The sequence below is a fragment of the Thiothrix lacustris DSM 21227 genome, assembly GCF_000621325.1.
In the GTDB taxonomy this organism is placed as follows: domain Bacteria; phylum Pseudomonadota; class Gammaproteobacteria; order Thiotrichales; family Thiotrichaceae; genus Thiothrix; species Thiothrix lacustris.
Genome location: NZ_JHYQ01000028.1, coordinates 14879 through 41294 on the forward strand (window position 1 = coordinate 14879; position 26416 = coordinate 41294).

21 protein-coding genes are annotated in these 26416 nt (G+C 52.1%); 12 read left to right on the forward strand and 9 right to left on the reverse strand.

All coding sequences use genetic code 11. The features are described from left to right. Positions 1-93: 93 nt before the first annotated feature. Positions 94-1302 carry an SEL1-like repeat protein gene (locus Q394_RS0113695; RefSeq protein ID WP_028489769.1) on the reverse strand — a complete coding sequence of 403 codons (1209 nt, stop codon included), beginning with the start codon at positions 1300-1302 and terminating at the stop codon, positions 94-96. Between the two features lie 120 nt (positions 1303-1422). On the opposite strand from Q394_RS0113695, the gene Q394_RS0113700 reads away from it, so the two are divergent. The 3 genes from Q394_RS0113700 (at position 1423) to Q394_RS0113710 (ending at position 6327) form a co-directional block, all read left to right on the forward strand. Next, positions 1423-2172 (forward strand): HesA/MoeB/ThiF family protein, encoded by a 750-nt coding sequence (locus Q394_RS0113700; RefSeq protein WP_028489770.1) that lies wholly within the window; start codon positions 1423-1425, stop codon positions 2170-2172. A 188-nt stretch (positions 2173-2360) separates the two neighbouring features. After that, positions 2361-2780: a large-conductance mechanosensitive channel protein MscL gene (gene mscL / locus Q394_RS0113705; RefSeq protein WP_028489771.1), complete on the forward strand. Its 420-nt coding sequence runs from the start codon at positions 2361-2363 to the stop codon at positions 2778-2780. A 133-nt stretch (positions 2781-2913) separates the two neighbouring features. Next, positions 2914-6327 (forward strand): DEAD/DEAH box helicase, encoded by a 3414-nt coding sequence (locus Q394_RS0113710; RefSeq protein WP_028489772.1) that lies wholly within the window; start codon positions 2914-2916, stop codon positions 6325-6327. Here the strand turns inward: Q394_RS0113710 and Q394_RS0113715 are convergent. The 4 genes from Q394_RS0113715 to Q394_RS0113730 are packed head-to-tail and all read right to left on the reverse strand — an operon-like array spanning position 6304 to position 9690. Continuing rightward, positions 6304-7107, reverse strand: a complete 804-nt coding sequence (locus tag Q394_RS0113715) for an SGNH hydrolase domain-containing protein (RefSeq protein WP_156946877.1) — start codon at positions 7105-7107, stop codon at positions 6304-6306. The genes Q394_RS0113710 and Q394_RS0113715 overlap by 24 nt on opposite strands. A gap of 16 nt (positions 7108-7123) precedes the next feature. Then, positions 7124-8251, reverse strand: a complete 1128-nt coding sequence (locus Q394_RS20415) for an acyltransferase family protein (protein WP_038141588.1) — start codon at positions 8249-8251, stop codon at positions 7124-7126. A 22-nt stretch (positions 8252-8273) separates the two neighbouring features. After that, the gene (locus Q394_RS0113725) at positions 8274-9200 is read right to left on the reverse strand and encodes a nucleoside/nucleotide kinase family protein (protein ID WP_028489774.1); all 927 of its coding nucleotides are present in this window, start codon (positions 9198-9200) and stop codon (positions 8274-8276) included. Positions 9201-9246: 46 nt separating this feature from the next. Continuing rightward, positions 9247-9690: a P-loop NTPase family protein gene (locus Q394_RS0113730; RefSeq protein ID WP_245606795.1), complete on the reverse strand. Its 444-nt coding sequence runs from the start codon at positions 9688-9690 to the stop codon at positions 9247-9249. A 201-nt stretch (positions 9691-9891) separates the two neighbouring features. Here Q394_RS0113730 and Q394_RS0113735 point away from each other — a divergent pair, with 201 nt between their 5' ends. Together Q394_RS0113735 and metH are read left to right on the forward strand one after the other, a co-directional pair. After that, positions 9892-10122: a hypothetical protein gene (locus Q394_RS0113735; RefSeq protein ID WP_028489776.1), complete on the forward strand. Its 231-nt coding sequence runs from the start codon at positions 9892-9894 to the stop codon at positions 10120-10122. 78 nt (positions 10123-10200) lie between these two features. After that, the gene (gene metH / locus Q394_RS0113740) at positions 10201-13884 is read left to right on the forward strand and encodes a methionine synthase (protein ID WP_028489777.1); all 3684 of its coding nucleotides are present in this window, start codon (positions 10201-10203) and stop codon (positions 13882-13884) included. Between the two features lie 59 nt (positions 13885-13943). On the opposite strand, the gene Q394_RS0113745 is transcribed toward metH, so the two are convergent. After that, complete coding sequence (locus Q394_RS0113745) at positions 13944-15239, reverse strand: hypothetical protein (RefSeq protein ID WP_028489778.1); 1296 nt, start codon at positions 15237-15239, stop codon at positions 13944-13946. Between the two features lie 125 nt (positions 15240-15364). Here Q394_RS0113745 and Q394_RS0113750 point away from each other — a divergent pair, with 125 nt between their 5' ends. Together Q394_RS0113750 and Q394_RS0113755 are read left to right on the forward strand one after the other, a co-directional pair. Continuing rightward, positions 15365-15694 carry a UPF0175 family protein gene (locus tag Q394_RS0113750; protein WP_028489779.1) on the forward strand — a complete coding sequence of 110 codons (330 nt, stop codon included), beginning with the start codon at positions 15365-15367 and terminating at the stop codon, positions 15692-15694. Continuing rightward, a complete protein-coding gene (locus Q394_RS0113755; RefSeq protein WP_028489780.1) occupies positions 15691-16176 on the forward strand; it encodes a PIN domain-containing protein in 486 nt (161 codons plus the stop codon). Before Q394_RS0113750 ends, Q394_RS0113755 begins: the two co-directional genes overlap by 4 nt. Here the strand turns inward: Q394_RS0113755 and Q394_RS21600 are convergent. From Q394_RS21600 to Q394_RS0113770, 3 genes are read right to left on the reverse strand one after another with little or no spacing between them, the layout of a single operon-like run. Continuing rightward, a complete protein-coding gene (locus tag Q394_RS21600; protein WP_051543447.1) occupies positions 16160-17026 on the reverse strand; it encodes an SH3 domain-containing protein in 867 nt (288 codons plus the stop codon). The two genes, Q394_RS0113755 and Q394_RS21600, sit on opposite strands and share 17 nt — an antisense overlap. Further along, positions 17023-17445 (reverse strand): DUF3293 domain-containing protein, encoded by a 423-nt coding sequence (locus Q394_RS0113765; RefSeq protein WP_051543448.1) that lies wholly within the window; start codon positions 17443-17445, stop codon positions 17023-17025. Before Q394_RS0113765 ends, Q394_RS21600 begins: the two co-directional genes overlap by 4 nt. Before the next feature lie 26 nt (positions 17446-17471). Beyond that, entirely contained in the window at positions 17472-19931 is a 2460-nt protein-coding gene (locus Q394_RS0113770; protein ID WP_028489782.1) for a sugar-binding protein, read from the reverse strand. A 226-nt stretch (positions 19932-20157) separates the two neighbouring features. Here Q394_RS0113770 and murA point away from each other — a divergent pair, with 226 nt between their 5' ends. The 5 genes from murA (at position 20158) to Q394_RS20425 (ending at position 26351) form a co-directional block, all read left to right on the forward strand. Beyond that, a complete protein-coding gene (gene murA, locus Q394_RS0113775) occupies positions 20158-21417 on the forward strand; it encodes a UDP-N-acetylglucosamine 1-carboxyvinyltransferase (protein ID WP_028489783.1) in 1260 nt (419 codons plus the stop codon). Between the two features lie 27 nt (positions 21418-21444). Continuing rightward, entirely contained in the window at positions 21445-22089 is a 645-nt protein-coding gene (gene hisG, locus Q394_RS0113780; RefSeq protein ID WP_028489784.1) for an ATP phosphoribosyltransferase, read from the forward strand. After that, complete coding sequence (gene aroG, locus Q394_RS0113785; protein WP_028489785.1) at positions 22086-23147, forward strand: 3-deoxy-7-phosphoheptulonate synthase AroG; 1062 nt, start codon at positions 22086-22088, stop codon at positions 23145-23147. The genes hisG and aroG overlap by 4 nt, the downstream gene beginning before the upstream one ends. Before the next feature lie 97 nt (positions 23148-23244). Beyond that, the gene (gene hisD, locus Q394_RS0113790) at positions 23245-24546 is read left to right on the forward strand and encodes a histidinol dehydrogenase (protein ID WP_028489786.1); all 1302 of its coding nucleotides are present in this window, start codon (positions 23245-23247) and stop codon (positions 24544-24546) included. Between the two features lie 77 nt (positions 24547-24623). Then, positions 24624-26351 (forward strand): glycoside hydrolase family 9 protein, encoded by a 1728-nt coding sequence (locus Q394_RS20425; protein WP_084260481.1) that lies wholly within the window; start codon positions 24624-24626, stop codon positions 26349-26351. The last annotated feature ends 65 nt before the right edge of the window (positions 26352-26416 follow it).

Consider the following 26416-nt stretch of genomic DNA (forward strand, 5'->3'; position numbering starts at 1 on the left):
AACTATACGATGCGCAGAACTTAAGGAAAAGTCGAATTTTACACCTTAATACTTCGTTTTTTACGAAGTATTACGCGTTAATGCCTAATAGCTTCAGCCCTTACGCAGCATATCCAGGTTACGTTGTGCATCACTGCTACCGCTACGAGCTGCACCAGAAAACAGTTGTTCAGCCTTTTTTGCATCCTTCTTGACGCCGTTACCCAACACGTACAATACACCAAGGTTATTCTGGGCTTCGGTGAAACCGGCAGTGGCAGCCTTCTCATACCAGTAAGCCGCTTGATTGTAATTCTGGTTCACGCCACGCCCATCCTCATACAACAGGCCAAGGTTATATTGGGCTTTCGGATACCCCTGTTTCGCAGCCTGTTCATACCAGTAAGCCGCATCACGCAAGTCGGAAGGTAAACCGCCAAGGCCGTCTTCATACATGGTTCCCAGCATCAACTGTGCCTGCTTGTCGCCTGCTTCCGCCGACTGACGTAATACTTCCGGTTCAATACCGGTCAGGTCAACATTGCCAGACGTACTAGCAGTATCTTGCTCAGGTTCTGAGGCGGGTACGGGGTCAGGCTCGGACAAAGATACTTTGGTAGCCACTGGCTCCGGGTAGCTGGCAGGGTCGACCACAGGAGCCATTGCTTGCGGGCGTAATACTGGCGGTGGCGGGGCGATAGCAACCGCCTGTGGCGCTTCTACCATCACAGGTGCAGTGGCAACCGCTTGAGCAGATGCACCATTATTCAAGGAAAGCAATGCCAAACGCGCGGCAACATGCCCCTGAGACGCCGCTTGTTGGAACCAGTTACGTGCCTGCTGCGCATCTTCTGCCACGTATTGTCCGTTGGCATACAACAAACCAAGGCCATACTGGGCTTCTACATAACCTGCTTGTGCAGACTTTTTTTGCCACTCCAGTGACTGTTGGATATTGGCAGGGGAACTGTCACCCTTGCGGTATTGCATCGCCAGCTTGTACTGGGCTTTAGCATCCCCCTGCTCGGCTGCGGCCTGAAGTGTTGCCTGTTCATTGGCGGGATTCGCCTCCATCTTTCGGCGGTTACGATACCAGCTTTCGACGCTGGAACCACTAGATACAGCCTGTTCCACAGCCGGTGCTGAAGTACTTGCCCCACCCTGCCACGGTGGCGGAGCTTCATTCATATTCACTTGCTTAGCGGGTGCAACAAGCTGATCCGCCCCCGCAACAGCAGGTATCAGCGCACAGACAAAACCAAGCAACAAGGCTGGAGAGGTAAACAGGAAAAATGCCCGTTGTGGTGCATGGGTGGTTGTCATGGTAGCCCCGAATATTATCGTTATAGGTTAGATAGACGCTAAGTCACTATTCAGGGAGTTATAAGTGCAAACAGCCAAACCGTAGATGAATAGCCAGTCACTTTCCGATAAAATGCCTGCATGAATGATGAAACCTTACTACGTTATAGCCGCCAGATCCTGCTACCCGACGTTGACATTGACGGACAGGAACGCTTGCTGGCTTCCAAAGCCCTGATTATTGGCATGGGGGGCTTGGGTGCGCCGGTGACGCTTTACCTTGCCGCTGCTGGAGTGGGACAATTGACACTCGTCGATTTCGATACAGTGGATTTGACTAACCTGCAACGTCAGGTGATCCACAGCACCGCCAGTATCGGGCAATTGAAAGTCGCCTCTGCCGCGCAGACCGCACGGGCATTAAACCCCACCATCCAGATTGATACTATCCAACAACGACTGGACTATGCGGCACTACTGGCAACGGTCGCCTTGCATGATGTGGTAGTGGATTGCAGCGATAACTTCCCTACCCGTTTCAACCTCAATCTGGCGTGCAAAACGGCGGGTAAGCCACTGGTTTCCGGGGCGGTGATCCGTCTCGAAGGGCAAATCACCACCTTCGATTTTCGCCAGCCAGATAACGCCTGTTACCGTTGCCTTTATGGTGAGGAAGGCGAAACCGACGATACGTGCAGCACCACCGGCATCCTCGCCCCCGTAGCAGGCATTATCGGCAGTATGCAGGCCACCGAAACACTCAAGGTTTTGCTGGGCTTACCCACCTTGAGCGGACGGCTGTTACTGCTGGATGCCAAGTACATGGAATGGCGGGAAATGCGCCTGAAGCAGGATGCAAACTGCCCGGTGTGTCACCCGCACCATTCCTGATCTAGGCAGCAATCCAGGTGGTTTAATTCTTCAAAAGCAAAATATCTGCATTCATAGCCTAAACAATAACTATTATCTGAAAAGGCTAGTCTTATTATAGTTCAAAATATAAGCTACTCATGGTGAACCAAAGTGACTAGTGCCTCGTCAAACCAGCGGGCATGTTTTTTATTAATTGGAGATAGTTTATGAGTTTTGTCAGTGAATTCAAAGAATTTGCAATGAAAGGTAATGTTGTGGATCTCGCCGTCGGCGTAATCATTGGGGCAGCATTTGGCAAAATCGTTTCATCTTTGGTAGATGGCGTTGTCATGCCACTGCTGGGGTTATTAACAGGTGGCATCGATTTTAGTGACATGGCATACAAACTCAAAGATGCCGTCGGTGTTGAAGGGGCTCCCGATTACGTACCAGCGCTTGTCCTCAAGTATGGTGCTTTTGTTCAAACCATTTTTGACTTCATCATTGTAGCCTTGGCTATTTTCATTGCAGTTAAAGCCATGAACAAAATGAAACGTACTCAAGAAGCCGTACCAGAAGCACCTGCTGCGCCTTCTAACCAAGAAGTATTACTGAGCGAAATCCGCGATCTGCTTAAGCAAAAGTAAATATCCGGTAGAGGGGCAACACATAGCCCCTCTACCAATCACTTATAAATTCATATCTTGCCGTGACAAACTCAACACATCGTTGCACAATGTGACCCGACTAAAAATTCAGTCTGGTAAATAAACGAACGAAATGCACCTAACAGCCAAATACCTCGACCTACTTGCTGACAATCATCTTCCCCAAACTGTTCTGTTTAATGTTTTCGATACCACGACCATCGAACGTGGCATTGATTATTGTGAAACGGGAAAAGTCACTCATTTTCGAGCAGAAAAAAGTGGCAATGGTAACATTTCTATCACAGCCAAAGTGCAGGGTAGTGGTGAAGAACCTTATGTCACGGTAGTCAACTACAACGAGCACTCCCCGCGTTGGGTGACTGGCGTTTGTACATGCCCTGTCACCATGGCCTGTAAACACGCTGTTGCCACCCTGTTTGAATACCTTGACCACGCTCGAAAACAAAAAGCCAAAGAACCTCAACGCAAAGCTGTTCCCGCTTTTATGGCCGCAACCATGCCGACAGCCAGAGCAGCAACACACTCACCTGTCGATTTATGGCTGCAATCATTAAGCAATGCGGATAAACCCTCTCTCCCAGCCTTTGAGGGTGAGGCCGACATTAACAACACCCATTTGCTTTACCTACTTGACATAGATGCCTACGAACACCCTAGTTTGAGCCTATACAAAGCCAATGTGCTGAAAAAAGGTGGTTATGGCAAGCCCTCCCACGTCCAACTAGAAGCCCTCCTAACCCCTTACCGCGCCCGCAACTTCGGTTACGAACCTCACGACCTGATGATTGCCCAACTGCTCGCGATGCCAGGAATGCGCTTTTTGCATCACTGGAACAAAGGCACTTTAAACGGTAAAACTGGCGAACAAGTACTTCTCGAAATTCTCAAAACTGGGCGAGCTTTCTGGGCAAATGTCGACACATGGCAACGCGATATACAACCGCTGCATTGGGGAAAGTCGCTAGAATTCCAATTTGAATGGCAAAAAAATAATGACACATTCACGGTCAGCCTAACCCCTGAACGCCCCATCACCCGCTATTTCTGGCTCAATAACAAGCTCTGGTACATTGACACGGAAACACAAACATGCGGCTGGTTACAACACCCTGACCTTAGCTTCGCACAAGTTGAAAAATTCCTGAATGCACCACCGATACCCGCCGAACAAGCCGAACGTGTCAGTGAGCGCTTATTAGAAGTCCTACCGGATGCTGAAATTCCCGCTCCATCCCTAAAAGTGCACCAGCAAATCGAAGATGTGCACGCCACACCCATACCCGACCTGTACCTACGCACCGTCACGCTGCCGGAAACCGGCCTTGAAACTCACATTGCCAGCCTGCGCTTCCATTACGCTGACAAGCTGCTACAGCCCGCCCAACACAAGCCCAGCACCTTGTTGAAAACGGGCAAACAACGCTACCGCATCCACCGCGACCTTGACGCTGAACAACAAGCACTCGACACCCTTGAGGACTACGGTTTTGAAACAGCCAACAACCGATTTCCTGACCTACACCGTCTTGAACTGCTAATGCACCCGGACTCCCCAGCACTGACAGCATTACGCTGGAATGATTTCCTCGACCACGGGGTAGAGGCATTGCGTGCGGACGGCTGGAACGTCACGCTGGATGACGCCTTTGACCTGAATTTTGATATCGTCGGCGACCTCGATGCCGCGTGGGAGGAAAGTGCCAACGGCAACGACTGGTTTGAAATCAGCCTCGGCTTTGAGGTGGAAGGCCAGCGTATTAACCTGCTGCCAATTCTGGTCGACATGCTCGGGCAAATGGAAAGCCCACAAGCCTTGCGTGATTTACTGGAACGCCAGCCCTACATTTTCGTACCGCTATCCGGCAACCGCTGGGCCAAACTCGAATCACAGCGCCTGGGTGGAATCCTCGACACGCTGGTCGAACTCTACGACCACCAGCCACTCAATGCCAACGGCAATCTGGAACTCAGCAAATACCAAGGGACGGCACTGGGCGCACTGCTCAACGCCCCCGGCATGAAATGGAAAGGCGCGGAAGAACTCCTCATCCTCACCCAGAAATTGCAGGATTTCCAAGGTATTCAAGCCATTACACTACCGGAAGGTTTGAATGCCGAATTGCGCCATTACCAGCACGACGGCTTGAACTGGCTACAATTCCTGCGCGAATACCAGTTCAACGGCATCCTCGCCGACGACATGGGCTTGGGCAAAACCCTGCAAACCCTCGCGCACTTACTGATAGAAAAGCAGACCGGGCGACTGGAACAGCCCGCGCTGGTCATCGCTCCCACCAGCCTGATGGGGAACTGGCGCCGCGAAGCAGCTCGCTTCACTCCTGATTTGCGGGTGCTAATCATCCACGGTAATGAGCGTCACAAGCACTTTGAGCATCTGGGTGAATATGACCTGATCCTCACCACTTACCCGCTGATCGTGCGTGATGAAGAACAATACCTGCGCCAAACCTTCCACTACCTGATACTGGATGAAGCCCAAGCCATCAAGAATGCGGCTTCACGTACCACCCAAGTGATTTACACCCTCAAAGCACGCCACCGCTTGTGCCTGACCGGCACACCACTGGAAAACCACCTCGGCGAATTATGGTCAATGTACCACTTCCTGATGCCCGGCTTTTTGGGTGCGCACGACAAATTTACTCGCCTGTTCCGCACCCCGATTGAAAAACAAGGCGATGTAGGCAGGCAACAGCAATTGCGCCAGCGGGTATTGCCCTTCATGTTACGTCGTACCAAGGAACTGGTTGCCAGCGAATTGCCCCCCAAAACCGAGATCATCCGCAGCGTGGCACTTGAAGGCAAACAACGCGACCTGTACGAAACCGTGCGCCTCGCGATGGACACCAAGTTACAGGAAGAAATCGGCAAAAAAGGTTTCGCCCGCAGCCATATCATGATTCTCGACGCACTACTGAAATTACGCCAAGTCTGCTGCGACCCACGTTTGGTCAAGCTCGACAAAGCAGCCAAGGTCAAACAGTCCGCCAAACTCGAACTGCTGATGACCTTATTGCCAGAAATGCTCGAAGAAGGCCGCAAGGTCTTGCTGTTCTCGCAATTCACCTCGATGTTAGCTTTGATCGAAGAAGAACTGATTGCCTCAAAAATTGCATACACCAAATTGACCGGGCAAACCAAAAACCGCGATGAAGTCATTGCCGACTTTCAGGAAGGCGATGCCAAAGTATTCCTGATCAGCCTCAAAGCAGGCGGTACCGGGCTAAACCTCACCGCTGCCGACACCGTTATTCATTACGACCCGTGGTGGAACCCAGCGGCGGAACAGCAAGCTACCGACCGCGCTTACCGCATCGGTCAGGACAAACCCGTATTCGTCTATAAACTGATTACGGAAGACACAGTGGAGGAAAAAATCCTCAAGCTGCAAGAGAAAAAGCAGATGTTGGCCAATAGCCTGTACTCAGAAGCTGGAGCGCAAGAAAGCGTGCGCTTCAGCTCTGAAGACTTGATGGACTTACTGAAACCGCTGGAGCAGTGAGTTAGTAAACAGCAACTGCCCCACGTATTTCGCCCCGGCGGGTGTCAAATGCCCGCCGTCGTAGGAAATCAGTTGCGCATCATCCGTGAACAGGCGGCAGCTTGCGCCTTCCCCGCAAATCAGGCGTTGCTGATCCACGAAAACCTTATCCCCCAAGCTATCACGCAATAGCTGGTTGGTTGCCAAAGGCTTGGGGTCAACCTTGTTGCTCAAGACGCGTAATTCATCGTCGGATAGCTTCAGGTAATTCCTGACCGACACTCGGCCGAAATCCTTTGCCCCCAACACCACCAAAGACTGCTCAGCGCGTAAGTTCATGCTTTTAAGGGTTTCTGGCAACAGTTTTGCTGCCCATTCTTGCCAACGAGCCACCATAATCACCACATCAGCTTCAGCAATCTGCGCGGCTGCCTGCGTCAGGTTATCGGATGCCTCACATAAAGCGGTATCCTTAGGCTGGATATTTTCTGCACCCTTTTCGCCAAAAAACATCTGGCAACGGGTGGGAATGTAGCGGGTACTCAGTTGGTAATTCGCCAAGTAGCCATTTTCCAGCACGCTGTTGAAGAAATCCTGCGCATGGCTGTCGCCGATAATCAGCGCTTTTTTACGCTTGTCGGCAGGGTCAAACGGCTTTTTTTGCACAGCAAGGAAGCGCTGGCGGGTGTATTCGCCGCTGACTTCGGTATCAGTCGCTTTCAATAATGCCTCGCGGCTATCGGCTGATGCAGGCATCATGCTGCCAAAACACAACAAGCCCACAAATAATGGTATATACATTTTCATCATCATTTTCTCACTCTGCAAAGCGGCTTGCCAGCCCATCAGTCAGCACTAAGGCTGCGCCCAAGGCGATAAACAGCAAGCTGCCAATCACCGCACCGCTGAAAATTTGGGTACGAGTAAAACGGCTGCGGTCACGGAACGGCTTTTCCACAAAGCGCCAGCTAAACCACGCCAGCACCAACGTCAGCACACTCAAGCCTGCCATGAAAGCCGTGCTTGGCTCATCCAGCGCCTGCATCCGTGCAAACACAAACAGGGGCTGATGCCACAAATAAGCACTGTAGGAAATCAGCCCGATACCCACCAACGGCGGGCTGGCCAGCAACTTGCCCACCCACGTGGCTGGCGTCGCCGCCACAATCAGCAGCAGTGCCCCGACGGTCGGCACTAACGCATACAAGCTGGGAAACGGAATGCCGTCATGAAAGAAAAACACCGCATAACCCAGCAAGGCAAGACCACCTAGACTGCCCACTTGTGCCAGCATTCCTTGTGGAGAAGCTTTATTTTGCAAGTAGAACGCCGCCAATGCCCCCAGCATCAATTCCCATGCCCGGCTGGGAATCAGGTAGAAATTGGCTTCCACCGAACCGCGCCATAACCATTCCGACCAGCCCAAGCTCAGCAAGGCGACCAGCGAAATCAACCCTACCAACCAGCGCTTGCCCAAGCCCCATGCCAACAGCATGAACAGTGGAAACACCAGATAATATTGCTCCTCAACCGCGAGGCTCCACGTATGCAGCAAGGGAATCTGTTCCGCCGTCGCCGCAAAATAATCGGTCTGCAACCAAAACAGGATATTGGAAGCAAACACCGCTACCGCTGCCATACTCTTACCAAAGTCGACCATTTCGGCGGGCAGCAATAGCCACCACGCCAACGGCAAACACGCGAGTAATACGAAAAATAAAGCAGGTAAAATGCGCCGGGCACGGCGTTCATAGAAACCGGCGACAGTGAAACGTCCCGCCGCCAGTTCTTCCAGAATGATCGAAGTAATCAGGTAGCCGCTGATGACAAAAAAGACATCCACACCCACAAAGCCGCCGCTCACCGCCGCAAACCCGGCATGGAACAAGATCACCGGGATGACCGCCAAGGCGCGTAACCCGTCAATTTCCTTTCTGTAAATCACGTTGGCGCTTACCCAAAAGCGCTTATTCTACCAGACCCAATACACCCGCGCCTCGATCTTCTGGCACATCCGTAATACCGCGTAACTGGCGGCTGGCGTTGATCAGGTCGTGGATAATCGGCATTAATACCAGCTCAATCGCCATCAGCATTTTGCTGCTGGGAACCACCATGGTATTGCGGCGCGTCATGAACGCCCCCGGAATATCCGCGAGCAACGGGACGAAATTAGGCCAGTATTTGTCGATGAAATGGATAATCAGATAGCACTCATCCGCCGACGGCACCGCTTCAGCCCCAAACGGGTCAGACGTATCCACTAAGGGAATAAGCTGGAAATTGATATGCGTGCGCATGAATTGCGGGGTAATGTGGCTCACATAATCGTTGAGACGCTTCAGCAAAGCTTCTTTCGCATCCTCCAACGGCACACTACGGTTGTAGACTTCGTGCTGGATTTTACTCATCCACTCCAGATTCGCATTCGGCGCAATCCCGATCGACAAGTCGGGGTATTGTGACAAATCAATCTCGTCGACCGAAGCAGCGCCATGCAAACCGCGATACAACAATAAATCGCTGTCAGGATCCATACGTTCCCACGGCGTAAACGTGCCGACTTCCTGCCCGAATTTGCGTGCTTGGGTGTCGGTGTGCAAGTAGTGCCGAGACAAACCACCACCTGTTGCCGCGTATTCAAAAAACAGGCTTTCCAGCTTTTCGAGATGGTTGCCTTCAGGGCCGAAATGCCCCAGGGTTTTGCCTTGTTGTTCGGCCTCACGCACCGCTTCACGCATGGTGTTACGGTCATAACGGCGGAAAGCACTGCCGTCAATGTAGACCGCTTTGACCCGCTCCCGGTAAAAAATCCGCTCCAATGCTTGGATAACCGATACTGAACCCGATTCCATAGCGCCGGTAATGGCAACAATAGGATGCTCTGCTGACATGAATCCTCCTCCTAAAAAACGTGGTGAAGTGGAGCATACCACCAGCCTATTGGGTTCGATACCTACCCTTATTGAGGGGCAAGCTGCTGCCAAGGCTGGCTTCATGCACTTCAAAGTGCTCCAGTTCTGGCAGGTAATATTGCCCCGCTTTGAGCAGTTTAAGTAAAAACGTGGGGGTGGCTGTGGCAAACCAGTGGCTGCGGTAGCGTTTTTCTTGCAGAAACAGCAGCACGTCAAAGGGGTTGTAGACGGATTCGCCCAGCCAGTTGTAACCGTTGTACCAACGGCGCATTTGCTCCAGATTGACCCCCGGCAGATAGTCAGCGAAGTTTTGTTCCAATTCAACTTGGGTGTAACCGCACAGACTGGAATAGGTGGAACGCAGAGTGATGTCTTGCAGGTTATTCAAATCACTGAACAGCGAGACTTGCGAGAATTTCGAGACGCCAGTTAGTAACACGAAGCGTAGCAGGGTGTCGCCCCCTTTCAACACAGAATACAGGTTTTTCAGGCCGTCACGCAGTTAGATAGCCCGTTCTGGGTGGTCGATCTGGTCGTTCATGGGCTTGTCGCATTCGTCGATTAGCACCACGGCGGATACCGATAGGGAGTTTTTTCATGCGTTGCCGTGCCTTTCGAGGATACAAGGCAAGTATAGCGGAAGTGGGTCGAAGATGGTGTTTCGTGTCGTTTGATACCGATTGTACAAGCCTCCCTCGACGACCTCAAAACCCCATTATGGCAGCGTTTCCGCTCACCCCTATCGCCCAAAGATGACCGCGAGTTTCTATCCAAGCTGAAACTGATTATCCTCACCGAAAGCGAACAGTTATCCGGCAAACGCCCGGTCTATCGCCTGATTGATGATGCCGAGCTTTTGCTGACCTTGTTTGCAGCCCCGTCACCCCACGGCGATCCATGAAAACATCGGGCGGTTTATGTTCTCCCCGCTAGATTCTGGTACGATACCCACCTTATTTAAACTGCTGATGATGTAAACATGAACCGCACAACCCAACTCCAGCAAGCCCTTGCCGACCGCATCCTGATTCTTGACGGCGCGATGGGTACGATGATCCAGCGTTACAAGCTGGAAGAAGCCGATTATCGTGGCGAACGTTTCGCCCATTGGCACACCGATGTCAAAGGCAATAACGACTTGTTGGTGTTGAGCCAACCGCAGATTATCCGGGCGATTCATGGCGAATACCTCGCAGTTGGTGCGGATATTCTGGAAACCAACACCTTCAACGCCACCACGATTTCGATGACCGATTACGACATGCAAGAGCTATCGTATGAAATCAACGTGGCGGCGGCAAAGCTGGCGCGTTCGGTTGCCGACGAATACAGCACGCCGGAAAAACCACGTTTCGTCGCAGGCGTACTCGGCCCCACCAGCCGTACATGCAGCATTTCGCCCGACGTGAACGACCCCGGTTTCCGCAACGTTACCTTCGATGCGCTGGTGGTAGCCTACATGGAATCCACCCGTGGCCTGATCGAAGGCGGCGCGGACATTATCCTGATCGAAACCATTTTCGACACCCTCAATGCCAAGGCAGCGGTATTTGCGGTCAAGCAAGTGTTCGACGAAGACGGGATCGAGTTGCCGATCATGATTTCCGGCACAATTACCGATGCATCCGGGCGCACGCTTTCCGGGCAAACCACCGAAGCGTTTTACAATGCGCTGGCACATTCCGATGCCATTTCCTTCGGGCTGAACTGCGCACTAGGGCCGGATTTGCTGCGCCAGTATGTCGAAGAAATGTCGCGCGTATCCGCCACCCACGTTTCTGCCCACCCGAATGCCGGGTTGCCGAACGAGATGGGCGAATACGACATGGATGGCGCGGAAATGGCCGTCCACATCAAAGAATGGGCGCAGAGCGGCTTTTTGAACATCGTCGGCGGTTGCTGCGGCACCTCGCCAGCACACATCAAGTCGATTGCGCAAGCTGTCGCCGGGATTCCACCGCGCCAACTGCCCGACATTACCCCTGAATGCCGCCTTTCCGGGCTGGAACCGTTCAGCATCGGTGCCAACAGCCTGTTTGTGAACGTCGGCGAACGTACCAACGTCACCGGCTCGCTCAAATTCAAGCGCCTGATCAAGGAAGGCCAATACAGCGAAGCCCTCGAAGTCGCACTGGAACAGGTCGAAGGCGGCGCACAAATCATCGACGTAAACATGGACGAAGGCTTGCTGGATGCGGAAAAGGAAATGACCCGTTTCCTCAACCTGATCGCTTCCGAACCGGATATTGCCCGCGTGCCGGTGATGGTCGACTCCTCCAAATGGGAAGTTATCGAAGCCGGTTTGAAGTGCATTCAAGGCAAAGGCATCGTCAACTCGATTTCCATGAAGGAAGGCGAGGAAAAATTCATCCACCAAGCCAAGCTGGTGCGCCGTTACGGGGCAGCGGTGATCGTAATGGCCTTCGACGAGCAAGGCCAAGCCGATACGCAAGCGCGGAAAATCGAGATTTGCACACGCGCTTACAAGATATTGACGGAACAAGTCGGCTTCCCGCCCGAAGACATTATTTTCGACCCGAACATCTTCGCCGTCGCAACCGGCATCGACGAACACAATAATTACGCGGTGGATTTCATCGAAGCCACCCGCTGGATTCGCAAGAACCTGCCGTATGCGAGTATTTCCGGCGGGGTTTCTAACGTGTCGTTCTCCTTCCGGGGCAATAACCCGGTGCGCGAAGCCATCCACAGCGTGTTCCTCTACCATGCCATCAAAGCGGGCATGAACATGGGCATCGTCAACGCCTCACAAATGTCAGTGTACGACGACATTCCCGCCGAGTTGCGCAATGCGGTCGAAGACGTGATCCAGAACAAGGATGCGGGTGCAACCGAACGCTTGCTGGATATTGCCGCCAAATACAAGGGCGACGGCATGACCGAGGTTAAGAAAGAAGACCTCGAATGGCGTTCATGGGCGGTTGAAAAGCGCCTCGAACACGCGCTGGTGAAAGGCATTGATGCCTTCGTCAACGAAGACACTGAAGAGGCACGGCTGAAACTCGGGCGTCCGCTGCTGGTCATCGAAGGCCCGTTGATGGACGGCATGAACGTGGTCGGCGACCTGTTCGGGGCGGGCAAAATGTTCCTGCCGCAAGTGGTGAAATCCGCCCGCGTCATGAAAAAATCGGTAGCCTACCTCGACCCATTCATGGAACTGGAAAAGGCCGGGTGCGAAGTGCAAGCCAACGGCAAAATCCTCATGGCAACCGTGAAAGGCGACGTGCATGACATCGGCAAGAACATCGTCGGCGTGGTATTGCAGTGCAATAGCTACGAAGTGATTGACCTCGGCGTAATGGTTTCTGCCGAAAAAATCCTGCAAGTCGCACGCGATGAGAAAGTGGATATTATCGGTCTTTCCGGGCTGATCACGCCGTCGCTGGATGAAATGGTGCATGTGGCGAAAGAGATGCAGCGGCAGGATTTTCATGTGCCCTTGCTGATTGGCGGGGCTACCACGTCCAAGATTCATACGGCGGTGAAAATCGAGCCGCAGTTTAAGAACGACATCGTGGTGTATGTGGCGGATGCGTCGCGTGCCGTCGGTGTGGCGAGTGCGCTACTGTCGAAGGAACAGAAACCGGATTACGTGGCCAGCATTCGTGCCGAATACGAGCAGGTGCGCGTCAAGCGGGCAGCGAATCAGACCGAACGCAAATTAATCAGCATTGCAGCGGCACGAGAAAACAAGTTCAAGGTGGATTGGGCGAATTACACGCCGCCGAAGCCGACCACCCTCACCCCGCTGGTGTTCAACGATTATCCGTTGGCAGAGTTGATGGAGCGGATTGACTGGACACCATTTTTCCGTAGTTGGGAAATGGCGGGGCGTTTCCCCGACATCCTCACCGATGAAATCGTGGGCGAAGAATGCACCAAGCTGTATGCCGATGCGCAAGCGATGTTGAAAACGCTGGTGGATGAAAAGTGGGTGCAAGCCAAAGCGATTGTGGGTTTCTTCCCGGCGAATGCGCAAGGCGATGACGTGGTGCTGTACACCGACGAAAGCCGCAGCGAGCAACTGACCGTGTTGCACAATTTGCGGATGCAGATGGAACGTAACGGGCAGCAGCCGAATTTCTGTTTGGGCGATTTCGTCGCGCCAATCGAATCGGGCAAAGCGGACTGGATGGGCGTGTTTGCCGTGAGCACCGGCTTTGGCATTGAGCCGCACCTGAAAGCCTTCCGCGCAAAGCACGACGATTACAGCGCCATCATGCTGGAAGCCTTGTGTGATCGTCTGGCGGAAGCCTTGGCAGAACGGATGCACGAGCGCGTGCGCAAGGAATTCTGGGGCTATGCAGCCGATGAAACGCTGGATAACAACGCGATGATTGCCGAGAAATATCAGGGGATTCGCCCTGCGCCCGGCTACCCTGCCTGCCCGGATCACACCGAGAAGGCCACGTTGTGGACGTTGCTGGATGTGGAAGCGAATACGGGCATGGAACTGACCAGCTCATTTGCGATGTATCCGGCTTCATCGGTGTCTGGTTGGTATTTCAGCCACCCGGAATCGCGTTACTTCGGTATTGGGCGGATTGCGCGGGATCAGGTGGACGATTACGCCAAGCGTAAGGGGATGACGATTGCGGAAGCGGAGCGGTGGTTGGCTCCGGTGTTGGGGTATGAGGCGTAAATAATTCGTCTTTGGATTTTCCAGAAGCATCTATTCTTTGATGCTTCTGGAAGAAGACTTTATTTCCCATTACTTTTGACAAGCTCATCGAACGATTGAAATATATTTACTGCCGATTTTGGTTTTGTACCGTGAAAAAAAATCCTCATGAAAATCCCTTCATCTAAAACATTAGATTTTTCATCACCCAGTAAAATCACTCGATTATCAAAAAACCATGGGTAATCTTTTCCTCTTCTATAACCAGCCGCCTCTTTTCGAGTTGACCAACACGCTTTCAAGCCCATTTCGTTACACAATTCAATAAACGCATCCATATTAAGAGCAAGATGAACAACGACGCGACCAAATACAATGCCGAACATATGCTCAATTGGTAATTGCCTAGAAAAAATTGGCAAAGCAAGTGGAATATTCATTCCAGAAATCAAGTTCCATCGTGGATAATTAGGTTTACCCACACACATTTCAAACCAGCCTTTAAATAATTCCGCACTAATAAAACGACTCCTATCTCGATAAACACCGACAAATAAACAATTATCTATATGAGCAAGTGCATATCCCTTACTATTTGATTCATCAATTAGTTTTGACAACTCATCATCCCATAGCTCTAATTTCACCGGATCAGGTTTTATTATAACGCCATGCTTGGAATCTGGGTCAACACTTTGATTATCAGTCAATATTTCATAAACATGTTGTAATCGAGCTTTTTGCCTAATAACTCTATCCATTTGATTGGAAACCTTTAATCCTTCTTTTTCGCGAAAATTATAGATAGAAATTTCATCTGGACTTTGGTTGATAAAATTAACAATCTTCTCATTAACCTCACCTTCTTTAACTTCAGAAGCGAAAACTCCTTGACTTGGATTGATTGTAAGTAAATCACCTATTTGTATAAATGCAGTCAGATCCGATAACAAAGAAAATTGATAAAAATCATCAGAAGTCATACTTCTAGCTGCTTGTCGCACTGACTCAACATTAGAGTGATTTAATGATGGTTGCTTTTTCTCTCTATAAAGTCGACGGGCAATATACAACTGATTTGCAATCATTTTCCAAGCAATAGAATCGATCACTTTACGATACAAAACTTGCTTGCCCGCTATCAGTTTTGACTCATCCATCAGAGATATAATTGCCATTTCTTGAGCTTGATAAAAACCATAGTGAGCCAACGTATAAAATTGGTAACGGAACTCTGGCTTTGTCCATTTTTCATGAATATTTTCTGTTTCAAGTAATGTTTGAGCATTCCCACAAGCCAAATCAGCTAATGCCCGAATTTCTGCTTCTAATTCCACGGGAAAAGCGTTAATTCCATAAACTGGTTTCTTTTTCAATTTACTGCCCCTGTAGCAATATTAATATCCTACCTGCAAAAACAGGTTGAACACAGAATATCACTTGAAAGCAGACAATGGCTACTCTATGATCATTAGTGTACATCTAAAAAGTAGTATTATTTATGCAAGTCATCGGCATCAAAGAACTCCAAACCAATCCCGGCAAGCTAACCAAAGCCTTCCAGAACCACGACTACCTGTTGATCACTAAACACGGTCAACCGCTAGGTCTTGCCCTACCCTTTGCCGAAGGCATCATGGAGCAAGGTTTACTGCCGTGGTTTGCCATCAAAGGCTTTCAAAGCGGGGATTTGAGCCTGGGACAACTCAGCAAAGCACTCGGTAAAAACCAGCACGAAACCATCAAGTTGCTGGGGCTGTTGGGTGTGCCAGTAGCAGATTATGACTTTGCCGAAGACTTGGCAGCACTTGAGAAGATGCTGGCAGCATGAAAGTTATTGTCAGTGATACCACCAGCTTGATTGCGCTGGAAGGCTTGCAATCCATCGACTTACTGTGTGCCGTGTTTGAAAGCATTCTGATTCCACAGGCCGTCTTGAATGAACTGTCCGCAGGCTCGCCCGACATTATCAAGAAAATCAACGCAGCAGGTTGCATTGAAATCATCCGGCTGGAGCCTTCCGAACAACTCACCAGCCTGCAACTGGTACTTGACCCCGGCGAAGCGGAAGCCATCACCTTGGCATTAGAACGCCAGCTTCCGATCCTGATCGACGAACGCAAGGGTCGGGCAATTGCCTTGCAAAAACACCTGATCGTGACGGGATTTGCGGGTTTACTGTTGCTGGCGATTAAAAGGAAGGTACTGCAACCCGTCGTTGCCCAATCCATGCTGGATCAGGCAATCACCAACGGATTTAGAATATCCGACAAGCTCTATCGTCAAGTATCCACCGCTATTTCAGCAGCGTAATCGCCTCAAACGCATCCATCTCGCCCATAGCAGTAGTGCCACTGCCGTCGTATTGGGTTCCCGTACCAACGCTGGCTTTCACCTTTTTGTTCTTGAATTTGGCGGGCATTTCCGCCACTTCATTCCATGCGTCACACAAGGGTGCTGAGCATAAGCCAGAATGCTCCACCCCTTGCTTGTCGGTAATGGTCAGATAACAGTTATCCCCGCATTCATACGCGGTAATCGTGCCTTCGAGGGTTTTACCCGCCGCTTTAGCTTTACTCTCACTGGCAGCCAGTTTTTCCAGAAAAGCGTCAAAGGTGTAAGCGGTTTTGCCTTGCCACTCGATTTTTACCCAAGTGCCATCACGCCCCCCAATCGAATCGGTTTTATCAGTACGAGCCAACACCTTCACTTTGCCGCCATAGGGAACATTCCCCAGCTTCTTGCCCGTGACATCGGCGCTGTTACGCACAGTCAAATTAGGTTGCGCAATGGCTTTATACCAACCCGTACTGGTATCACTCTCTGTCGCTGGCGCCTCTTCCGCATTGGCAATCTTGTTATTCAACACAGCCAGCCGGGAGGTATAAGCCTCTTTCAGACAATCAACGTCTGTACACGCATTACGCTCAGTCGTTAGCCACTCACCTTCTTCCGCTTTCAACGCAGCCTTGTCACGGGTGCCGTCGAGTGCTTTCTGGAAGGACGCAGCTAACAACTCATCCAGATGCGATAATTGCTTGGTATTACAGACCGTTTTCTCTGACCACGTTTTAGCTTTGGCGCAGTTAAAACTGGCGGCATAACTGTGCAGCGGCAGCAACAGCACCGCGCCTAACAAGAAACCTTGAATATTTTTTTTCATGACGCTAACACCACCAATTGTGGTACGGCTGTCTCGGCATCTGCCCACAAAATGGCATTTTGCGCATATTGTTCACCCAGAAACTTGGCATTTTCTAAATCCAACCCCGGCACTAAAAAGCTTTCTTCGCCCTGCCATTCGCCCGCCGGGTCAAGCCCGATCGCGGGAATCGCAGTATAACCATTCTGTTCCAATTCCCCCGCGAGTTGCTGCTGTGCACGGGCATTATCTGCCTCGCTTTGCGGCCAGCTATGTGGGTTGCATGCGGTAATGAATGCCGCGCAGCTATGCCCGCTTTCCTGCAACAACGCCGCAAGCTCCGTAGAAGGACTATCGGTTTTCAGGGTAAAAGCCCCACGTGGATGCTGTACCCGGTAATGGGCAGCGTGATACGCCGCCAACAGTTCTGATGTCATCATGTTGTGTCCCCAATTTATTGAAATCGTTATTCGCCCAGAATCGCCCCACCGAACAAGGAAGGGTTCTGCCAAGCATCATCCTGTTTGGCCTTCCAAGTCAATTTACCATCACGGTCGCCGCCGTCATCGTCATCATCAACGTGTACATCTAACCCCAAGCGATGACCGGAACGCGGGCTAACCCCTAAAGCTGACCAAGGTAACGTCACCTCCAGCACGTAGCCATTGGCTGAGCGGGTAAGTTTTTGGTTTAGCGATAAACTTGCTCCACGGGGCGAGTTTTTACCCAACATCACCGTTCCATTTTTCAGGTTAAAAATGAAGTGAAAGTCATTTCGCTGGTCATACTGGGAAGCCATCGAGGCATCCGCATCCAGATACCATTCAACCGCATCATCCTCCCACGGCACGGTGGAATCATTGACCGCAGGCCGGTCATCTTCAACTCCAATACGCATATAGAGGTTTTGCTGATCCCAACTGGCTTGCCACAAGGCTGCCAAATCCTGCTTACCATCAATCTTGCCATTCACCACATTACGGAGCTGGTAAACCGAGGCTCCCTGCCAAACATTCGCCCTATTGAGCACCTTCCGAATCAAGGCATTACCACCAACAACATATTGCTCATTCGGCGCACTACGCATGGAAATCAGTGTGCTGTCTGGCTGCGCTTGTGATGCCGCCGCTTCCGGTGGAATATTCCCCATCGGAAATGGCGGTGCTTCGCCGGATATAGGCTCGTATTGTGGCGCAGTCGCATCCAGCGGTTCGGACTGGGTTTTCATCGCTTCGAGTGTGCTCACCGGCTTGGTTTGACGCACCAGCGTATTCCCTGCACAGCCGCTCCACCAACACGGGTTAGCTTTAGTGAATGCCAGCAAAGCACGGTGCTTGGGCGCTTGTGAATCTGGCTGGGTAATGTACTCCTTAGTACCAAAGCTACCGTATTTACGGTAAATGCGTGGCGAACTGAAATGTACAAACAATTTACCACCTGCCTGCTTCCAGCCAGTCAATAATTGTTGGTAAATGGATGCCATGCGTGGGTCGCGGTTAGCCGCATAAAACAGGTTGTTCGGGTGTTGCGCATCCGATTTGGTGGTCATTTCTACCAAATGCTGACCACCTTCATAGGCAATTAAATCCACCCCGAAACTTTTGGTCAGTTCCGCTTGCTTGCCCACCAACTTCAGTTCGCCCGGCAAGGAATGTGGGTATTTCGGGTCTGTCATGACACTGAAAATATCATTGACACTACGTGCCGCACGCAAGGCTTTGGCATCCCCGAACACATACGGCGCAACCGCATAAGCATCCGTAAAACGGTAAGCGCCATTGTAGGACAGGATCGTTTTGGTCATCTGGGTACTCCCCACCAAACCCGACATCACCCGCACCACACGCTTGTTGCCTTGGAAAACCTGTTCCCAGATCCCGAACACATCCACCGAACGTTTGGAATAAAACTTGTAAGCGGCCTGATTCGGATCGGGGTCAAGCCCCATCTGTACGCCTTGTTGCTTGGCGTAAGCGTGTTGGGTAAACACCCCGTTCCAAACTTCGTTGGAATATTCCACATACACTTTCAAGCTGGGGTCGAGATTCACTTGCACGTATTCAGCAAAACGGCGGATAAAGTCGTTGCTGGCAGCATGTGGCAAGGAAAACCATGGGTCAGCGTGCAAGCGGTTGGCGAGTTCCACCATGACTTCCATCGGCGCACCCCGGATACCTTCTGCCCCACCCCAGGTCTGCTGGTCAATGCTGGCACGGTCTTCCCACGCATACACCGGGTTACGGGTAATCCCGCTCATGTTCATGAAACGAATGACCCGGTAATCGCGCATAAACGTCAGGTAATCCGGGTTAAAAATAATTTTACCAGAATGCTGCTCAAAGGACAGGTAGTCCCCCCGGCATTGCCCTGCGGCGGCAACACGCTGGAACGGGTTACTGGAACAAATCCCACCCGGTGGCAAAATGCGGATATTGCGTAGCGGGTTGGCTGGGTTGGTCGCCTTGATAAACAAGGTAGCATTCAACTCATTATCCTTACCCGGATCGAGGATGATCACGTCACGCCCCGGCGCTTGATTCTGCACGGTGGCATCATTGCCGTATTCCAGCTTGCCTTCACCCTCGTACAGCACCGTATAAGGGCCGCTGGGAATGGTTCCCGCCGGGAGTTTACTGACAAAACGTGTGCCCACCTGCCCGCCTGTGGAAATACGCGTAGGCCAACCATTACGGTCGTATTCGATATTACCTTTATTAAGCTGTCGCGCTTCCCGGAAGGGCAGAGACATTTTCATTAAATCAATAAACGGCGCACTGGAATCGTCGTCCATGATTTCGTTGGTATTCGTTCCCAGTGCCGATGAACTGTTGTAAAATGCCGCAGCAGGTTTGGCCATCGCCACACCCAGCAACAATAGGCAAGCAAAAGCCCAGCGGCTTCCCCCTGAATGACAAGCTTTTATCATGATTATCTAAACCCCATGTTATCGAAAGCAGCACTAGCCTCGCGCTGACGCCGCCTTATTCCCCAATTTGTTCTTTTTGGAAAACAACTTCGCCTATTAAGTTCCCTGCATTAGCCCTTATACCCACGGTTTGCAGGAAAGTTTGCAGGATGCGGTGAATCCACCTGCATTTTTCGCTATTATTCCATCCTTTTGCTGACAAGCGACTGAATCGGATCTTAATACCATGCAAAAGCTGATTATCGAAGGTGGCGTAACACTGGACGGGGATGTAGACATCTCTGGCGCAAAAAACGCTGTCCTGCCCCTGCTGGCTGCCACCTTATTGGCAGAAACGCCCATGACCATCCGCAACGTGCCACGCCTGAAGGACGTATCCACCCTCGCGGCCGTCATCGCAGGCATGGGCGTCAGTGTCGAGACTGACGAACAGAATAATGTCCATGTTGACACCTCCACCATTCAGCATTTTGTTGCGCCTTATGATCTGGTACGCACCATGCGAGCCTCGATTCTGGTATTGGGGCCAATGGTAGCGCGTTTCGGTGAAGCCGAAGTTTCCCTGCCCGGTGGTTGCGCGATTGGTTCACGCCCGGTCAATATCCACCTTTCGGGTCTGGAAGCGATGGGCGCGAAGATCGTGGTCGAAGAAGGCTACATCCGTGCCACCGCCAACCGCCTCCGGGGTGCGAAAATCGTCATGGACATCGTGACCGTTACCGGCACAGAAAACCTGCTAATGGCAGCGGTATTGGCGGAAGGCACCACGATTCTGGAAAATGCCGCACGTGAACCCGAAGTTGTCGACCTTGCTAACTGCCTGATCGCGATGGGTGCGAACATCAAAGGCGCAGGTACGGATAAAATTACCATTGAAGGCGTGACCAGCCTCAAAGGCATTGATTACAGCGTACTGCCTGACCGTATCGAAACAGGCACATTCCTCGCTGCTGCCGCCATCACTGGTGGGCGGGTCAGGACATTAAAAGCCGCACCTGATACACTCGATGCTGTACTGCACAAATTTACCGAAGCCGGGGCACTGGTCACCACCGGGGCAGACTGGATCGAAGTCGATATGCGCGACCGCATCCTGAAAGCGGTCGACATTCGCACCGACCCGTATCCTGCATTCCCGACCGATATGCAGGCGCAATTCATGGCAATGAATGCAGTATCGCGTGGCATTGGCGTCATTGTCGAAACCATTTTCGAGAACCGCATGATGCACGTCGCTGAATTGATGCGCTTAGGTGCTAACATCCGTCTGGAAGGCAATACCGCTATCGTGGCGGGAATGCCAACGCTCAAAGGTGCGCCCGTCATGGCAACGGATTTACGTGCGTCCGCCTCGCTGGTACTGGCAGGCTTGGCAGCACAGGGCAAAACCACGGTTGACCGCATTTACCATACCGACCGTGGCTACGAACGCATTGAAGAAAAACTCTCCCGGCTGGGTGCGCGAATCCAGCGGGTCAATGGTTAAGCAACTGGTTAACAAACCTGGACACTTATGAAAGATACCTTGACGATTGCGCTCTCTAAAGGGCGCATCTTTAAAGATACCGTACCGCTGCTCAAAGCTGCCGGTATCGAACCACTGGACGACCCGGAAACCAGCCGCAAGCTGATCCTCGACACCAACCGCGACGACGTGAAGCTGGTGATTATCCGCGCCACCGACGTGCCCACCTATGTGCAATACGGCGCGGCAGACCTCGGCGTGGCAGGCAAAGACGTGCTGATGGAACACGGCGGTCAAGACCTGTACGAACTGGTTGATTTGCAAATTGCCCGCTGCAAACTGATGGTCGCCGGGTTCGCTAATCGCCCGCTACCCACTACCGGGCTGAAAGTTGCCACCAAATTCGTCAACTGCACCCGTCAATATTTCGCCGAACAAGGCCGTCAGGTCGATGTCATCAAACTCTACGGCTCGATGGAACTCGCCCCGCTGGTCGGCTTGGCGGATTGCATCGTCGACGTGGTAGATACCGGTAACACCTTGCGTGCCAATGGCCTAGAGCCACTGGAACACATGGCCGACATCACCTCGCGCCTGATCGTCAACAAAGCCTCTATGAAACTTAAACACGCCCCTATCCGTGAACTGATTGCCCATATCCAGCACGCGGTAGAACAAAGGAACCCGGCATGAAATACCAAACAGACGACCTGCGCATTATCGGAATGCACGAACTCGCCCCACCCGTCGAACTACACCGCGAGTTCCCGCTCAATGAAACCGCCACCGAAACGGTACACCTCGCCCGCGAAGAAGCTCACCGCATCCTGCACGGTGAAGATGACCGTCTGCTGGTCGTTGTTGGCCCCTGTTCCATCCACGATGTCGATGCTGCGATGGAATACGCCGCACGTTTACAGCACCTGCGCCATGAACTGAAAGACCAGTTACACATCATCATGCGCGTTTACTTTGAAAAGCCCCGCACCACCATTGGCTGGAAAGGGCTAATCAACGACCCGGATATGGATAACAGCTTCCACATCAACAAAGGCTTACGCATGGCGCGTAAACTGTTGCTGGATCTGAACAATCAGGGAATGCCTGCCGCAACGGAATACCTCGACCTGATCAGCCCGCAATACGTGGCTGATCTGGTCAGTTGGGCGGCGATTGGTGCACGCACCACCGAAAGTCAGGCGCATCGCGAACTGGCCTCCGGGGTTTCTTGCCCGATCGGTTTCAAGAACGGCACGTATGGCAACCTGAACATTGCGATTGATGCGATTGGTGCCTCTTCCCGCCCCCACCATTTCCTGTCGGTTACCAAGGAAGGCAATACCGCGATTTTTGCCACCAAAGGTAACGAGGATTGCCATGTAATCCTGCGTGGCGGGCAAGAGCCGAACTATGATGCCGCCAGCGTTGCGACTGCTGTGGCTGCACTGGAAAAAGCCAAATTGCCACCGTACCTGATGGTCGATTTCAGCCATGCCAACAGCTACAAGGACTACCGTCGCCAGCCGGAAGTTGCCACCAGCGTTGCGGAACAGCTTGCCGCTGGCAGCAAGGCCATTACCGGCGTAATGATCGAAAGTCATCTGGTGGAAGGCAATCAGAAAGCTGATGGCAAAAAACGCGAAGAACTGGTCTACGGACAAAGCATCACCGACGCTTGCATCAACTGGGACACCACGGATAGCGTGCTGCGTCAGTTAGCAGCAGCAGTAAAAGCACGACGGGCAGGCTAACACAACCGAGGTATGAAGAGGGCGTATGCAATACGCCCCTACATTTCCTCCGTAGGGGCGTATTGCATACGCCCTCTTAAATTCCGAGGAGTAACACATGCTCAATATTACCGAACTGAACACCAACGCTAGCGATTTCTGGGCAAAGCTGCAAGAGCTGCTGGCGTGGGAAAGCGTCTCCGATGACGCGGTATTCAACACCGTCAACGGCATCCTCAAAGACGTGCGCAAGCGTGGCGATGCTGCTGTGGTCGAATACACCAACCGCTTCGACCGCATGAGCGTTGCCAGCATGGCGGAGCTGGAAATCCCTGCTTCACGTTTGCAAGAAGCGCTGACCAAAATCACCCCGGAACAGCGCAGCGCACTGGAACAGGCAGCGGCTCGCCTTAAGTCCTACGCGCAACACCAGATCATGGAATCGTGGGACTACACCGAAGCCGACGGCACCTTGCTGGGGCAACAGGTCACGGCGCTGGATCGGGTGGGTTTGTATGTGCCCGGTGGCAAGGCAGCTTACCCCTCTTCCGTGCTGATGAATGCCGTGCCTGCCAAAGTTGCTGGTGTGCCGGAATTGATCATGGTCGTACCCACGCCGGATGGTGAGGTGAACGAACTGGTGCTGGCCGCTGCCGCAATTTCCAACGTTGACCGCGTGTTTGCCATTGGTGGCGCACAGGCTGTCGCCGCATTGGCTTACGGCACGGCAACCGTTCCGCAGGTCGATAAGGTCGTCGGCCCCGGTAATATCTACGTCGCCACCGCCAAGCGCATGGTGTACGGCACGGTCGGCATCGACATGATTGCAGGCCCCTCCGAAATCCTCGTCATCTGCGACGGCAAAACCAACCCGGACTGGATTGCGATGGATTTGTTCTCACAAGCCGAGCATGACGAAGACGCGCAATCCATTCTGGTTTGCCCCGATGCTGATTTCATCGAACAGGTGAAAGCCAGTATCAACCGTCTGGTGGAAGAAATGCCGCGCAAGGCCATCATTTCCACCTCGCTGCAAAGCCGTGGCGTGCTAATCCACGTGCAAGATATGGCTGAAGCGGTGAAAGTGGCGAACTACATTGCACCAGAACATCTGGAACTTTCCGTGGAAAATCCGCGTGAAATGGCGAAGCAAATCCGTCATGCCGGAGCCATTTTCATGGGGCGCTATACGGCTGAAGCGGTGGGTGACTACTGTGCAGGGCCGAACCATGTCTTACCGACTTCACGTACTGCACGTTTTTCCAGCCCGCTGGGGGTGTATGACTTTCAGAAGCGTTCGTCGCTGATTGATTGCTCGGCGGAAGGTGCTTCAGCGCTGGGCAAGATTGCCTCGGTGCTGGCACGGGGCGAAGGGCTGGTTGCCCATGCGCGTTCGGCGGAGTATCGTATTAAAGATTAAGGTTGAATCCTTGAACGAAGCCCCGCCGGTCGGGGCTTCGTTATAGCGCCACAATACAACAATAACGGGAAGCTATCATGACATGTAAAAACCTGCGCCTGTTGCCGCTGCTCTTATGCTGTTGGTTAACCGTAGCACTGGCACAGCCAGAAGAACCGCGTATTGCCGTCAACCAAGTCGGCTATTTGCCCAATGCGACCAAACGCGCCATCCTGCTGAATGCTGATTCCACCGAACCACTGGAGTTAGTGCAAACCCCCGGCGATCTGCTGATGGAAAAGCTACCACTGGAAACAGCACCGCCAGACAGCGATAACTTGCATCTGACATGGGTCGATTTCAGTAAAGTAAAGCTGCCCGGTGAATACTACCTGCGCCAAGGGGAACTCAAATCCGCCCCCTTCCGTATTGGTGTGGATATTTACGATAACCCCTCATGGCTATTGCAACGCAGTTACTACCTGCAACGTTGCGGAGTAGCCTTGCAGGATACGCTCACAGGGTTGGAGCACGCCGCTTGCCACACCAGCGATGCCCTTTACGCCCGCCGCGATGACATCAATCAGGCCAATGAACCGCACCCGGCAACCGGCGGCTGGCACGATGCAGGCGATTTCGGTAAATACATGGCGACAGCTACCGTGACCGTCAATCGCTTGATGAGCCTATACCTGATGCAGCCTGAGCGTTATCAGGATAACGCCTTAAACATCCCCGAATCTGGCAATGGCAAATCCGATCTGTTGGACGAGGTGGCGTTTGAGCTGGATTGGATGCTGAAGATGCAGCGTATGGATGGCGCGGTCTATCGCAAACTGGCTGGAACTGAGTGGGTATCAGCCCGCAAACCGGAAGATGACACTGCCCAACGCTATATTTACGGCATTTCAGCCCCCGAAACGGCCAAGTTTGCGGCGAGCATGGCATTAGCAGCACGAACTTACCGCACAGTTTCTCCCAAAGATGCCGAGCTGTATCAAGTTGCAGCCATCAATGCCTGGGCATGGCTGGAAAAACACCCCAATATGGAGATCGACTGGCGGAAATCAGACGATGGCGGTTCCGGCAAATACCTTTCCTCTGGCACGGATACCGAAACCAACCTTGAGTTCGATGATGATGACCGGCTGGCAGCCGCCATCGAGCTTTACCTGACCACGGGTGAACGCCAGTATCGGGATTACCTGCAAGCCGTTGCACCTAACACCCCCTATACCCTATTTGAGTGGAAAGACCCCTCTGCCCTTGCCCTCTGGCATTTATTGACGTGGGATAAGACCCCTGAACTGGCTACCTTACGCGCCAGCATCAAGGCCAAACTGTTGGAGCGAGCTGATGCGCTATTGGCAACGGTGGAAGACTGCCCCCTACATATGGCTAACAAACGTTTGGTGTGGGGTTCCAACAAAATGCTGGCAGAAGAAGGGATTACCCTGTTACAGGCTTGGCACTATACCGGGGAAGCACGTTATCTGGATGCTGCACTTGATCAAGTCGATTTTCTGTTCGGGCGTAACCCATTTGCACTGTCGTTTGTCACAACCGTGGGCGCACACTCGGTACAAAGCCCCTTGCACTTATTTGGCACTGCCATCAAACGCACTATTCCGGGTTTATTGGTTGGTGGACCCAATGTGTTAGCTCAGGACAACATTGCTCCTCGTGATCAAGGTATTTTCAGTTATGTAGATGATGAACGCGCCTATTCGGTGAATGAGTACGCAATTGATTACAATGCAGCCATTATTGGTTTGCTGGAAATATTAACCATTTACCAAAAATCGCCTATATCGCAACCGAACTGACAAAATTTTCAACTATTTGCAAAAAAATAACAAAAATCATGCTTTAGCCCTTTACATTAGAAAGT